Origin of the sequence: Microbulbifer sp. A4B17, assembly GCF_003076275.1 — a bacterium.
Taxonomy (GTDB): Bacteria; Pseudomonadota; Gammaproteobacteria; order Pseudomonadales; family Cellvibrionaceae; genus Microbulbifer.
Genome location: NZ_CP029064.1, coordinates 2,073,712 through 2,088,694 on the forward strand (window position 1 = coordinate 2,073,712; position 14,983 = coordinate 2,088,694).

Sequence of the window (14,983 nt, forward strand, 5' to 3'; positions counted from 1 at the left end):
CCACAAACATACAGAGTATGAAGGGCTCTGTATGTTTGTGGGTAGTGTAAGTTAGCCATTTTAAATTGGAGGGCTGTTATATGTCCTTCAGGAATTGGCTGCGGGTAGGTTTAAATTGCCAGCCAATTGAGTGTGCACGAATTATCAAGGCCATTGATGTTGGCTAAACTCATTTATTAAGATTTTGTTGAGTTGCTTATTTTTTTAAGATCGTTAAATAAATACAGCTACCTGCCGATATTTAGTGTAATGATGGTTGCGGCTCGCGAATTTGATCTGTATTTACTGAAAGCTTAAATTTTTAAGGTGTTACAAGGCTAAAATTACGATCAAACTCATCAAATAGCCGACCAAACTTTATCAATGCAAGAGGGTTGCCGCTCACCTTAAGACGGCCATCTTTGATTAGGGTAGGGGCACCTACCAGACCGCTAAACATCAGACGCAAGTCTGCGCTACTAAGAGCGAGGCTGGCAGAAGGGTCATCGCTGTGTCGATCGGGATAGCCGTGAAGCACTCCATTTTGTACAACAACTAAGTACTTTTGTTCGGTGTCAGTCATATCGATATTCAGATGGATATTTGCATCAGCTGCTTTCTCACCATTCAAGCGTACCGCCATTGCATCGAACAGCAACTGTAGGGGGACTCGCGCTACTATATCTTCATCTGGAAGTACTTCTTCACGGTATTCGATACCATGACGTAATTCCATGGCGCCAGAGAGATAAAAGTTACGCCAAATACCTGATTCTGCCTGGTAGCCCAGCTGCTCGAGGCTGTCAGCTAATAGGTAGCGTGCTTGCTCGTTATCAGGCTCGGCAAAAACCAAATGCTTTAACACCATGGCAACCCAGCGGTAATTGCCACGAGCAAAATCCTGTCGAGCCCTCGTCATAATGGCTTCTTCTCCACCCATATAATCGACATAATATTCTGCAGCTTCTTCTTGAGGGACTGGGTGGAGATTTGCCGGGTTTCCATCGAAATAACCCAGATAGCGATTGTAAACAGCCTTGGCCCCAACATTGACTGTGCCGTAGTAACCCCGATTGGCCCAGGCCTGAGAGAGATTTTCGGGCAGTTCAAGGCGTTCTGCGACTTCAACCATATCGTAACCGTGATTGGCCAGGCGCAGGGTCTGGTCGTGAATATATTTATAGAGATCCCGTTGCTTAGCCAGGTAATCCATCGCTTCATTTTTACCCCAGGTAGGCCAGTGATGGCTACTGAAAACCACTTCAGTTTTGTCGCCAAATCTCTCCATAGCATACTCAATGTAGCGGCTCCAGGCTTTGGCATCGCGGGTTTTCGCGCCACGCAGGGTGTAAATGTTGTGGAGTGTATGGTTGGCGATCTCGCTCATACAGAGAGCATTAAATTGGGGGAAGAAAAACACAATCTCCGCGGGTGCTTCGGCCCCGGGGGTGTTGATGAAAACAATATCCACTCCATCAACCTTCATCTCTGCACCATTCTCAGAGATTTCTATCGTCGGTGTGGCGATGCCGTGCTCACCATCGGATACCCTGTTGCCTAAGCCGGACGAGACAAAGCCCTCTGGGCTAGAGGGGAGCAAATTGCCAAACTGGTATAACGCACGGCGTTGCATCACATTTCCGGTGCGAACATTCTCGCTGATCGCTTCCTCTGCGAAGCCCTCTGGTGCAATGATGTCGATAGAACCGCTTGCTAACTGTTCTTTGGTAAGCACTCCGGTTATTCCAGCAAAGTGGTCTGCATGACTATGGGTAAAGATCACCGCGCTCACTGGCTGCTCGCCCAGCGCCTTGTTGGCCAGCTCAAGAGCTGCAGCTGCGGTCTCTGCTGATGTGAGAGGGTCGATTACAATCCAGCCGCTTTTTCCCTGCACCAGGGTCATATTGGCCAGATCCAGCGAGCGCACCTGGTAGATACCATCTACCACTTTGAACAGGCCGTTATTCAGGACGTTGAGCTGAGCTTGACGCCAAAGGCTAGGATTGACGGTGTCTGGAGGATTGCCCTGTAAAAACTGCATCTGAGATAGGCCATAGACTTCCCGGCCTTCGGTATTTTTTACCAGTGCGCCGGGAATAGATTCAATAAATCCCCGCTTAGCCAGCAGAAAATCAGTTTCATCGCTGAAGGGTAATTGTTTGGCCAGAGATCTATTATGGGAAATAGTTGCCTTGGAGGCGGGTTTAATCTCAGTATTTAAAGCTTCTGTGCGAGTTTTCGGCTCACTACCACAGGCTATCAAAAAGAAGGACAGAAACCACATCAGTATCAGCGAGCGCATTGAGACTCCCCAAAATTGGTTTACATGAAACTTCATTTTTATACTGGGGTAGCATTGTCATTACCCAGAGTGCTTCAGCTTCTACTACCTCTGGTGGCGCGTCAAGACAAGAATTAACGGTTTGGCGGTGTAAAAGTCTTTCTACGGTGGAAACATTCACATGTAACTTGTTGGTTAACCAGATTTGTCATTGGGCTTTGTATTTTCTGCCAATACAGTCACGATTGCCGGTAATGAGCATAAGTTGAAGAGTTTGTACTTCCTGAATCGAAGGGGCTGGATTGTCGCAGCTGAAAGTTTAATCTGATATTTTTTATATGTTCTTAGGAGCTTTATATTTAACAGGTTTAGAAAATTTCTATGATGGTATATGGTCGTAAAGGTAAATTTATTTTTAGCTTTTATCTGTTGATGCTAGTACCAAAATCGTCATTCAAAATAGGGTATCTTATTTATCAAATTTTATTTTAGAAATAAGATACCTTTTTACTCAAATTTGAACAGATTGCGGATTAAAGATTCTCTATCTTCTATTAATCTTAACTCGAGCGGCAATTAAACGGCAGGTGATATGTTTGCGCTCTTCCTGGAGAGTGTTGCGCTTAAGAATGCGCAAAATGCCAGAGCTACGATATGAGGCACGTGAAGTGTGTATTCACTGGTGTGGAAAAAATATAGAGTGGCTTCGCAGGTGATAATGGCAGTTGCTGCAGTTGCCCATGGATGCAGTTTTATCAGCCTAGATGCTAAAAAAACGAATGTGAAAACAATTAATCCATATCCTAGTAAATGGACAACAAAAACTTCCCAAAGGACAGCTCCTCCACCTGAAAGGAATGCTCTGAAAGTTTCGGGTATAGCAATGGCTGAAGAATATCCTGTAATTAATGGGCCTAAGTATCCGGCGACTAAGCCTATTATTATTCCAGCTATTGTGTTTTTCATTGAATCCATTCTATTTTTATAGGGTTGGCCAACTATACCTTATGTGGGGCTGTTAAAGAAAATACATGGCTTGTTGCTGCAAAAGGCTGCGGTTGAAATTGAAGTAATTGCTTTGATTCATCCGATTAATTTACAGGGGCTGAAAAATTTACGGGGAAGGGAAGTTTGGAGTTGGTACTTTGTGGGTAGTTAGCGAAATGATTCTCCACAAAAAAGCGGGCTAAAAGCCCGCTCTCTCATTGTTTTATGGGAGCTTATTGCCCCAATGTAAACAGTGCAGTGTTACCGCCAGTGGCAACAGTGTTAATAGTTTTGGTTTTTTCGCTGGCGAAACGGAACAGGTAGTGCGGGCCACCGGCTTTGGGGCCGGTGCCGGATAGGCCGTGGCCGCCGAAGGGGTTAACACCTACTACTGCACCAACCATATCGCGGTTTACATAGCAGTTGCCGACGTTGATACGCTTAAATACCGCGTGGGCACGGCCTTCGATGCGGGAGTGCAGTCCGAAGGTAAGGCCGTAGCCTGTGGCATTAATGCGGCGGATTACGTCTTCCAGCTCGTCTGCCTTGAAGCGAACTACATGTAGGAAAGGTCCGAAAGTCTCGCGCTTGAGCACGGAGAAATCTTCAATCTCTACTACCTGCGGGCCGAAGAAGGTGCCTTTGCTGGGCTTCTTCGCTTCCTCAAATGCAAATAGCGGCTTGGCTTCTTTCGCCATGCGCTCGCGGTGGGATTCCAGCATGCCGAGGGCTTTTTCGTCGATAACCGGACCGATATCGGTATCCAGTTTACCGGGATCGCCGAGGGTCAGTTCTTCACACGCGCCTTTCAGCATATTCAACAGGTTATCGGCGATGACATCCTGTACACACAGGATACGCAGAGCGGAACAGCGCTGACCGGCACTGAGGAAGGCAGATTGAATTACATCGTCTACTACCTGTTCGGGCAGGGCGGTGGAGTCTACGACCATGACATTCTGGCCGCCGGTTTCGGCGATCAGCGGTACAATCGGGCCTTCTTTCACTGCCAGCTGCTGGTTGATCAGGCGTGCGGTTTCAGTAGAGCCGGTGAAGGCTACACCGCCCAGGCGGGGATCTTCGATCAGCAGTTTGCCCACTGCGGCACCGGTACCTGTGATCAAGTGCAGTACTTTTGGCGGCACACCGGCATCGAGCATCAAGCGCACGGCGTGTGCAGCGATGATGGGGGTTTGCTCTGCGGGCTTGGCCAGTACGGCATTACCGGCGGCGAGTGCGGCAACCACCTGGCCGGTAAAGATTGCCAGGGGGAAGTTCCAAGGGCTGATGCACACGAAGGTGCCACGGCCACTCAAATACAGCTGATTTTGTTCACCGGTAGGGCCGGGCAGTTCGGTGGGCTCACTGAAATGCTGGCGTGCGCCGTTGGCGTAGTAGCGGCAGAAGTCGATAGCTTCGCGCACTTCACTAATGCCGTCATTTAGGGTACGGCCCGCTTCAATACAAATAATTGCAGCCAGTTCATTGGCTTTGTCTTCGTAGAGATCGGCAATTCTGTCGAGGATATCCGCGCGGTGTTTTCCACCCTGGCGATCCCAGTCGATCTGCGCTTCAGTGGCAGAGGCATAGGCCTGCTCAATCAGGTGCTTATCAGTATTCGCGGTGTGGCCAATTTTTTCGCCGGTTGCCGGGTTGTAAACCGGTTCTTCCGCTTCGCCCATGGTGCCGTTGACGATAGGGCCACCGAGGAAATGCTTTTCGCGTTGCTGCTCAAGCTCTTTCAGCAGGGGATCAACGGAGAGTGGATCAGTCAGTTCGATGCCGTGTGAGTTTTTCCGCGGCAGGGCTTCTGCGCCCATATAAATATTCTCCGGGACAGGAATTTGCGGGTGACGGTAGGGGTTGCAGGCTTCGCTTTGTTCCAGGGTGTCCTGGACCAGGGCTTCAACCGGCGTTGCCTCGTCCATAAAGCGGTTAACAAAGGAGCTATTAGCTCCGTTTTCCAGCAGGCGGCGAACCAGGTAGGGCAGTAAGTCACGATGTGCCCCTACGGGTGCGTAGACGCGTACGGGTACACGCTTGCCGTGTACCGCTTCAATTTGTGCGTACAGCAAGTGGCCCATGCCGTGCAGGCGCTGGAATTCAAAGTCGGTGCGGCCATTGGCCAGCTCAAGAATCAGCCCGACGGTGTAGGCGTTGTGGGTGGCAAATTGCGGATAGATTGCATCGCCAGCTTCCAACAGTTTTTTCGCACAGACCTGGTATGACAGATCGGTGTGGCATTTACGCGTGTATACCGGGTAGTCCGGCAGGCCCATTTGCTGGGAGTGTTTGATTTCACTATCCCAGTAAGCACCTTTAACCAGACGCACCATCAGCTTGCGGCCGGTATCGCGGCCCAGGGCGATCAGCCAGTCGGCGACATGGGGAGCGCGCTTTTGATAGGCCTGGAGTACAAAACCCAGTCCTTGCCATTCTTTTATTTCAGGATCGCGGGCGAGCGCCTCGAAGATATCCAGTGAGATATCCAGGCGGTCTGCCTCTTCTGCATCGATATTCAGGCCCATATCGTATTGGGCTGCGGCGACACAAAGACGCTTCACCTGGGGCAGCAATTCGTCCATTACGCGATCCCGCTGCAGCACACTGTAGCGGGGGTGCAGGGCGGAAAGCTTGATGGAAATACCGTTGGCCTCAACCACATCCCGCTGGGTGTTGTCTTTGCCGATCTCTTCGATAGCCATCATATAGGCATCGAAGTAGCGGTGGGCGTCGGCCATGGTGCGGGCGCCTTCGCCCAGCATATCGAAGGAGAAGCGGGTACCCGGAAGGTTTTCTTTGGGGCCGCGTTTCAATGCTTCCTTGATGGTGCGGCCGAGCACGTACTGGCCACCCATAATTTTCATGGCCTGCATCATAGAGGTGCGAACCATGGGCTCGCCGATACGGCTAACCAGGCGTTTCATCCAGTGGGAGGGGCGCTCGGTGATATCCGGGTCCAGTTCTACTACGCTGCCGGTAAGCATCAGGCCCCAGGTTGAGGCGTTCACAAACAGGGAGTCGGACTGGCCACGATGGCTGGACCAGTTGCCGGAATGCACTTTCTCGGCGATTAGTTTGTCGGCAGTATCGGCATCTGGTACCCGGAGCAGGGACTCCGCCAGACACATCAATGCAACCCCTTCCTTATTGGAAAGGCCGAATTGCTGAAGGAAAGCGTCCAGCGTTCCGCGCTTGCTGCGCTGCTGTCGTGAATGATGAACCAGTGCGCGCGAGGTGTTCAGAATTTTCTTGCGCATCTCGTCGCTGGGGCGTGGCGCAGCCAGCAGCTCGCTCACGCAGAGGTTTTCGTCGGCGTGCAAATACTCGCGTGCCCGGTCCCGGGCATTCTGGAGGTCTCCGGCGAAGTTTGTCGACATATCGTCTCCCAAGCTCTATATCTAGGGTCAGAATAAAAAACCGGATTATGTGCGAAAATCGTTAGAATTAATCGCCATAATGTTGCGAGTTGTGGTTAAATATCACGCCTAATTGCGTGATTACCAGTAGGGTATTTTGTAATGTCTCGACAGTTGGAAGATCTTGATCGTATTGATCGCCAAATACTGCGAATTCTGCAACGTCACGGCCGCTTGCCGAATGTGGAATTGGCGCGCAGGGTTAACCTTAGTCCCACCCCTTGCCTGGAGCGAGTCAAGCGGCTCGAAAGGGAAGGATTTATTCGCGACTATGTAGCGCTACTCGACCCGCTCAAAGTTCATGCGGGCCTGGTGGTCTATATCCAGGTGACCCTGAACAATACAGCAACTGAGGCATTGGAAGCCTTTAATGAGCATGTGGCTGGACTGGAGGAGGTCCAGGAGTGCCATATGGTTGCCGGCGGTTTTGATTACCTGGTGAAAATCCGTATTAAGGATATGCTGGGTTATCGCCGCTTCCTCGGTGAAAAGCTGGCATCTGTACCGGGAGTAAGGGAAACCCACACCTACGTGGTGATGGAGGAAGTGAAGACTGATACCGCTGTAGCGGTACCGGACCCAGAACCCAGTGTGAAAGGTTCGCGGCGCTAATTGAGTGCAGTCAAATATCCTGTGCGGGGTTAGAGAACTGTAGCGATATTGCTGGTTGGCTTTTTTGGGAACCTGGGTAGGAATCTGAATTCTCACCTCAGGCCTCAATCATAGGGATTGATTGCTGATTTCATGGTTGAATAGGTGGAATTGGCAACCATTGTCGGCGCGGTTTTTATTATGCTCGGCATAGCGATGCGGTACCAAGGTGGGTGCCGTGTGATTTGTCCGTAATAACTATAAGTAGGTACTGTATGGATTTTTCACTGAGCGAAGAACAGCAGATGATTCAGGATGCGGCAAAGCAATTTGCTGACAGCGAACTGAAACCCATTGCTGCTGAACTCGACAAGACCGGTAATAGAGAGCTCTTGTTGGAAAAGCTCAAGCAATTGGCAGAGCTGGGCTTTATGGGAATCAATATTGATCCCAATTATGGCGGCACTGGTGCTGGCACCGTGGCGTTTTCCCTGGCGATTGCCGAACTGGCGAGAGGCTGCGCATCCACTGCAACCACCACCTCGGTAACCAACATGGTGGCTGAGGTTATCCAGGCAGTAGGTTCGGAAGAGCAACGCCAAAAATACCTCCCTAAAATTTGTAGCGGTGAGTACCCGGCGGGTTCTTTCTGCCTCACCGAACCCGGTTCCGGTTCCGATGCGGCCTCTATGCGCACCCGTGCAGAGAAGCAGGGCGATGAGTACGTTCTCAACGGCAGTAAGCTCTTTATCAGTAGTGCCGAATTTGCTGGTATTTTTGTTGTTTGGGCGGTGACAGATTCTTCTGCGCCAAAAGGAAAAGGCATTTCCTGCTTCCTGCTTGAAGCCGGCACGCCTGGCCTTGTGATTGGCAAGGCCGAAGAGAAAATGGGGCAGAAGGCCTCTGTTACGAATGAGGTTTCCTTCGACAATTGCCGAATTCCCGCGTCCAATTTACTCGGTGAAGAAAACCGGGGGTTCCGTATCGCTGCAGGTGAGCTAGCTGGAGGTAGAATCGGTATTGGTTCCCTGGCGTTGGGTATTGGCTTTGAAGCTTTGGATTGTGCCCGGGCTTACCTGCATGAGCGGGAGCAGTTTGGTAAAAAACTGGCAGAATTCCAGGGGCTTCAATGGCAGCTGGCTGATAAATATACCGAACTGGAAGGTGCGCGATTGCTGTTGTTGCAAGCTGCCTGGCAGAAAGATGCCGGTATGCCTTTTGGTCCTGCCGCTTCAATGGGCAAACTGTTCGCTAGTGAGAAGGCTAACGAGGCATGTTATCTAGCTCTGCAAATGCATGGTGGCGTGGGCTATACCCGTGAATATCCACTTGAACGTATGAGTCGGGATGTGAGAATCACTACAATCTACGAAGGTACCAGTGAGATCCAGCGCCTGATTATTGCCAGGCATTTACTGGATGTCAGATAATATTTAGTGACACATAAGCCGGCGCTCTTCGCCGGCTTATGTGTTCCTTTCCCAATAAATTTGTCGGCTATTCTCCTGATACCGGCATAAATACCCGCCCGCTCAATAGTTTCCTACCTATCCTCTACAGGGGGCTCTGCCGCATCACTTTGCGAACCATGGGAAGGAAGCAACTGATGAACGTTAACAAGCTGCCGCTGTTTTCGCTGCTCCTAGTATTCCTTGCCTGTTTGCTAACGACCGTAAGTGTTATGGCGCAAGAACCCAATCCCGCTAGTGTCGTTACAATGAAGTCAAACCAGGCTGTGCTGAAAGAGCTCCCTTTTGCAAATCGGAAGGACTTTGAGGATGTAAAGCGGGGGTTTATTGCTCCTTTACCAAACAATGGTGTTATTAAAAACAGCAAAGGCGATACGGTATGGAACTTGGAGCAATTTCAATTTGCTCGCGATAAAGAGGCTCCTGACAGTGCCAACCCCAGCCTGTGGAGGCAACTGCAATTAATTTCGGAGGGTGGTCTTTACGAGGTGATACCGCGAATCTACCAGGTTCGCAGTGCGGACCTCTCCAATATAACTTTTATTGAGGGCGATACCGGGGTCATCGTTATGGACCCGCTGATTTCTGCCGAGACGGCCGAAGCAGCGCTGGATCTCTATCGAGAGCATCGAGGAAACAAGCCTGTCCTTGCTGTGATTTATACCCATAGCCATGTCGACCACTACGGAGGAGTTCGCGGTGTGATCGACGAAGAGGAGGTAAAATCCGGTAAGGTTAAGGTAATAGCTCCGCAGGATTTCCTGATCGAAGCTGTCAGTGAAAATGTCTTCGCGGGAAATCATATGGCGCGTCGCGCCAGTTTTATGTATGGGAATCTGATTCCTAAAGATCCCAAAGGTACCTTGGGGTCTGGTTTGGGCCTAGAAACCTCTACTGGCACTATCACGCTGATAGAGCCGACAGACTCCATAGTTGAGACTGGACAAACCATGGAAGTGGATGGTCTTACCTTTGAATTTCTGCTGGCGCCGGGCTCCGAAGCGCCGGCAGAAATGCACTTTTATATTCCTCAGCTCAAAGCCGTAACCGCCGCTGAAAATGCAACTCACACCCTGCATAATCTCTATACCTTGCGGGGAGCAAAAGTCCGAAATGCCCGCGACTGGTCCCGCTACCTCAATGAAACAGTACAGCGATGGGGAGGAAAAGCCGAAGTCCTGTTTGCGCCCCATCACTGGCCAACCTGGGGGCCAGAAAATGTGGTGAATCACTTGAAAAAACAGCGTGACCTCTACAAGTACCTCAACGATCAAACTCTTCGTTTAGCCAATCACGGATACAACATGGTTCAAACGGCAGAGCTGATGGAGCTGCCTCCCGAGCTCTCACAGTACTGGGCCAATCGAGGCTATTACGGCAGTGTAAATCACGATACCCGCGCGGTTTGGAATTACTATTTAGGGTTTTTCGATGGTAATCCCGCTCGTCTATATCCAATGCCACCGACGGCAGCGGGAATAAAGTATGTAGAGTATATGGGCGGGGCAGCGAATATTATCAAACAGGCTAAGAAAGACTATGAGGAAGGAGAGTATCGCTGGGTTGCGGAAGTGCTCGACAGACTGGTTTCCGCAGAGCCTAATAATCGTGCAGCAAGGGACCTGTTGGCAGATGCATTAGAGCAATTGGGTTACCAGCAGGAAAATGGTACCTGGCGAAACTTTTTTTTAAGCGGTGCCAGGGAATTGCGGGATGGCATCCAGCGATACCCGGTTCCTCTGACTGCGAGCCCGGACACTATTCGCAGTATGCCGGCTGGTTTGATTTTTGATTACCTGGGAATTCGGCTCAACGGCCCCAAGGCAACCGGTAAAAATCTCTCAATCAATATCAGTATGCCGGATGTAAAAGAAAATTATGCACTTGTTCTTGAGAATGCGGTATTAAACTATGGCCCGCCTGTCGAGAATCCTGACAGCAGTGTTGTGATAAATCGTTCAGATTTGAACGATATTATCCTGGGAAGTACGACTATTCAGGAAAAGATGGAGGACGGGAGGATAAAAATTGAGGGTGATACGGGGCAGCTAAAGACATTGCTCTCCCTTATGGACCGATTCGATTTCTGGTGGAATCTGGTTACTCCTGAGCCAATGGATAAAATGATGCCAAAGGACTTCTAAGCTCGGATTGGCTTAGAGGTAAGTAGATTGTAAAAGAGCATTGATTGGCAGGAGTAAGGTGGCGAGAATGGCAAAGAAGGGAAGCGTTCTATCTGAGATGCTGAAAGGAATAGGGACTTTGGAGGATAGTGCCGATTTCACTATTTCTTGGTTTCAGAAGCTGCATATTTATTTGGCAATAGTAGGCTTGGTTATCTATCGTCTCTTGATTGCTCCATGGAAAGTTCAAAAGAGAAAAAAGTTCTTTGCAGATCTGGATGCTTTAAAGAATCTGCCACTTAGGCTTCCAAAGCCTGATGAGATAAATGAGTACGGGGAGAGCAATTTCCTCAGTCAGGAGGAGCTGGATTTTTTCAAAAAATATGGTTATTTGCCACCATTTTCTGTTGTTTCAGAGAGTGAGGCTGCCAAGCTAAAAGGGCTTGCCCTTGATGAGTATGATAAAAGTTTCCATGGGATTAGTTTTCTGGGGGACAAGGTTCGTGATATCGGGATGAGACATGGGGATTGGCCGATAGAAGATGCTGGAACCTATCAAGCACTACGTCTCCCTTCATTTCGAGAGCTTCTAAGAAAGCCTAAAATATCGCACCGTTTAGCTAGCCTGCTTGGCAATGAAGTTATTTGTTGGCGAAGTCAATTTTTCCACAAGATGCCAGGAACCGGGCCCACTGTCTGGCATCAAAATGCAACTTTCCGTGAGGCTGGTAAATATGCCAAGCTTCAACCAACGTTAGATACGGATCCGGCGATAATTCAGCTGAATGCGTGGGTGGCTTTAACTGATGCTACTCGTGAGAATGGCTGCTTGCGTTTACTTCCTGGGTCATTTTCGGATGCTAGAATTAGTTACCTATATGAATATATGCAAAACAATGGGTACTTCTATTTGTCGCTGTTGCCGTTTTCTTTACCGTATTACTATGCTATTGGGAAAATAGCTTTTTATGGCTCTCTGGTGGCAAAGAGCTCTTTAACATTTTATACAGCATTGAAAATACTTGGAGATAATTTTTTTGATGAATTTGAAGTTTTAGATGTAGAGATGAAGGCTGGAGAGTGTCTAATTTTTTCGGCTCTTAATATGCATGCTTCATACCCTAACAGCACTCAGGATGATTTCCGTTTTTCTTTCTTGGGCCGCTGTACATCGACTCACGTTAGGGTGGCTCCATCGGGAAAAGACCGTTTCCCAAGCGCTGAAGGATCGATTGAATACGACTTGCCAGAAGTGAGTTCCTTTCAGGTATATGGGAAGGATTCATTTGGATACAATAAAATAATGAGAGATTAGTGGGAGCATGGTTTTAACAGGGATGTAAGTGCTTGATAAGAGCGCCTTCTCTGAAGCTCTAATAAGGTTGACTCGAAAGAGAATACAGCGAGTTTTGTAGTTTCCAAGGATCGCCAATAGAAAGTAATGTTCCGTAGATCGTGTAAAGGAGAGAGTAGAACTCATTCATCATTTTTGACATATGACGTCCGGCTTATCATTTCAGGACTTTTTGATGTGCTCTTTAAGTTGGGGGCGGGAGTGAAGGAGGTCGAAAAATGGCCAGCATATCTATCTAAATTTGTTCGCTGGATTGGGTGTTTCTAATGTGTATCAAACTTTTTCTAACTCATAGCTCTGTAGATAAGAGTTGGATCATGATTTTTGAATGATATTTAACGTTCTCCTAGTTGTCGATTTCTAATCCCCTATATACCTTGTTTGACTGATAGTCGGTGCTGAAAGTCTCATTTTTGAGCGTCCTTATTGTGTTCACATTTTATTAAGTTACGCACAGAATTAAATTTTGTTTCCGCTAAAATTTCGCCCACTTTTGCATTTCATGACTGTCTGGAACTTATGTTTTGGACGGTACCTAACACCAAAATAAAAAACACGGCACTTAAGACGATTATGGAAAAGTTATTCGGGCAGAAATTATTGGTACTTGCGCTAACTGCGGCACTTGCAGCTTGTGGTGGAGGGGGAGGTTCGTCGGATTCTGACTCCGATTCTCCACCTGTGAGCGACGGTGGAGATGATAGTAGTGGGGGTAATCAAGGTGGAGGAAGTGGAACAGGTGATAGTGGGGATGATTCCTCATTGCCTGATAATGACCCATCGACTGTAACTGTTGGCGATGTGTCAACAGCTGAACTCGGGTTTGCGACAATTACCGCTACAGATATCACCTTGCCTAATGCAATGGTAAATGCTCAGGAGGTTTACCAGCTGGCCCACTATATTGGCCGTACGGATAGTGAACAGGATGAGGAAAATATTGATATTCCTATCCGTAGCTATACGGCCTCCTGTGCAACGGATACTGACCAGCCAAAAATGTATGTATCTACTACTTTGTCAGAGGGGAATAGTGCCTCTGATACAACCTATGGGTCAGTTTACGAGCTTCAATATAACCCTGATACCATGAGCTTTGAGCAGACTGGTAACGCCACCATTCTGAATCAGTGCTATGAGTCACATGGTATTACGGCCAGTTCGGATTGCTCCAGAGTCGCTGTTTTATGTAATACGGAGTATAAGGCCAGTGAGCGATATGATATCGAGAAAGATCTGGTAGAAGAGTACGGTACAACCTGGATGAAGATTGAAGATAATCTTGACAGTGTTGCAGGTACCGATAATGAGGAGAAGTATAATGACCAGATCTGGCTAATGGAATGGGATAACAAGCCTATCACTGAAACTCCAGATGCTTATGTTGTCAATAAAATGCATGGCGGCACTCATTTGGGGACTCAGGAGTTATTGTATGTAGAGGATGATAGCCAGGGGCGTACAAGTTATGCGTTTTCCGTAACTGCTCGTGTTCTTGTTAGCGGTTCGCATTATTCGGCAGGGTTGACGATTATCAATCGAGATGACTGGTCAATGTCCTTCTCCGGGGATGATCACCGGGGTTGGTACTGGGCGTGTGGCCATGGCCATGTTCTGAATATTCGAGCTTTTTATAATCCAGGGAATGAGATGTACGGGGCTCTGTGTACCAGCGACGGAAATAAATATTATCCATCCCCGGGCCTGAATGCGATCGCTATTAAAATGGAGGACAGTGGATCTTCTGTTTATGAAGGCACCTATAATCATTTAGTTCCCTCGACAAGTGCAATGATATCCAACGGCGGTGGCCATACGGTTGTTCCTGTTGATGCCGATACAAACCTCTCAGTTATTGTATCCCCGAAGTATATTGAAGATGCAAACATGGATATGTTCTTACAGGATGAGCTGGGCATCGATATTAGTGGTGATGGGCCCTTCGATGGGCAATGTGCTGATAACGGCATTCGTAATTGCTTCTTCTCATATATCGACAGTGGTGAATATCCCGTAATTTCCAGACAGGGCCTCTATTCAGGAGATGCCTTGGATACTACTTCCCTGACACGTGTAGGTATTGCAAAAGTTGATGGGGAAGGCAGTATTGAAGGTAATGGTATTGAATGGCTGGCAACGGATTCCGACTGCCAAATTAGTGATCCCCAGCTGGTTGATCTGAAAAATGGCCGTTACCTATTTGGTTACGCGCAGTTCCAGTGTATCTCCGACAACCTCTCGTACAATCGCAGTTACAATAAGGGTGGTGACGCCATGCGTATGCTGGTGCCAAAAGCCTACTATGTAATGGAGATTGATGCAGACTTAAATGTCCTTGAAGGGCCGGTAAAATTGACTGACTACGGTTGGGGAGGTTTGGATGAGCCTATGTACTTGGGCAATGGTAAAGTTGCCTGGAGCTATATTAAGAATCCTACCCTGGATAATTATTTAGGTGGTCAACAAAATGTTTGGCAGGCAATTGTTTATCATTCTGACAGTGTAAATTAATTGTGCTGATTTGGGGTAAGCTTAGGCTTGCCCTAAATTAAATTATACCTGTATATCTTTAGTAATTTATCCCCCTCTCTTCAAGTTGTTTCCGTAACTCATGTATACGTGCCATTACAATAGGGTGCATCATTTTTATTGTGCTCCTGTGTAACCCATTTCCTGATCTCCCCTCAGTATAATCGCGCGGCTTTCCTGTTCTGGAAAATACGTTTTGTCGGCAGTGGTAGCGGAAGTTGCGACTCCTTGGGTGGTGGAGACTGCGTTTG

The 14,983-nt window shown here is 48.3% G+C and carries 8 protein-coding genes; 5 read left to right on the forward strand and 3 right to left on the reverse strand.

The window, feature by feature from the left end; all coding sequences use genetic code 11:
* Positions 1-301: 301 nt before the first annotated feature.
* The 3 genes from BTJ40_RS09400 to putA form a co-directional block, all read right to left on the reverse strand.
* Positions 302-2,281, reverse strand: coding sequence for an alkyl/aryl-sulfatase (locus tag BTJ40_RS09400; RefSeq protein WP_238152178.1), 1,980 nt, complete (start codon positions 2,279-2,281; stop codon positions 302-304).
* 555 nt (positions 2,282-2,836) lie between these two features.
* Positions 2,837-3,226 carry a hypothetical protein gene (locus BTJ40_RS22270; RefSeq protein WP_157953983.1) on the reverse strand — a complete coding sequence of 130 codons (390 nt, stop codon included), beginning with the start codon at positions 3,224-3,226 and terminating at the stop codon, positions 2,837-2,839.
* 254 nt (positions 3,227-3,480) lie between these two features.
* Positions 3,481-6,627: a bifunctional proline dehydrogenase/L-glutamate gamma-semialdehyde dehydrogenase PutA gene (putA, locus tag BTJ40_RS09410; RefSeq protein WP_108732846.1), complete on the reverse strand. Its 3,147-nt coding sequence runs from the start codon at positions 6,625-6,627 to the stop codon at positions 3,481-3,483.
* Between the two features lie 141 nt (positions 6,628-6,768).
* Between putA and BTJ40_RS09415 the strand changes: the two genes are divergently transcribed.
* The 5 genes from BTJ40_RS09415 to BTJ40_RS09435 all read left to right on the forward strand — a co-directional run bounded on the left by BTJ40_RS09415 (position 6,769) and on the right by BTJ40_RS09435 (position 14,714).
* Positions 6,769-7,278, forward strand: a complete 510-nt coding sequence (locus BTJ40_RS09415) for an Lrp/AsnC ligand binding domain-containing protein (protein WP_108732847.1) — start codon at positions 6,769-6,771, stop codon at positions 7,276-7,278.
* Between the two features lie 254 nt (positions 7,279-7,532).
* Entirely contained in the window at positions 7,533-8,687 is a 1,155-nt protein-coding gene (locus BTJ40_RS09420) for an acyl-CoA dehydrogenase family protein (RefSeq protein ID WP_108732848.1), read from the forward strand.
* Between the two features lie 176 nt (positions 8,688-8,863).
* Positions 8,864-10,870, forward strand: coding sequence for an alkyl/aryl-sulfatase (locus tag BTJ40_RS09425; protein ID WP_108732849.1), 2,007 nt, complete (start codon positions 8,864-8,866; stop codon positions 10,868-10,870).
* A gap of 67 nt (positions 10,871-10,937) precedes the next feature.
* On the forward strand, positions 10,938-12,164 hold the full coding sequence (locus tag BTJ40_RS09430) for a phytanoyl-CoA dioxygenase family protein (protein ID WP_108732850.1): 1,227 nt from the start codon (positions 10,938-10,940) through the stop codon (positions 12,162-12,164).
* A 612-nt stretch (positions 12,165-12,776) separates the two neighbouring features.
* A complete protein-coding gene (locus BTJ40_RS09435) occupies positions 12,777-14,714 on the forward strand; it encodes a hypothetical protein (RefSeq protein WP_108735228.1) in 1,938 nt (645 codons plus the stop codon).
* Positions 14,715-14,983 lie beyond the last annotated feature (269 nt).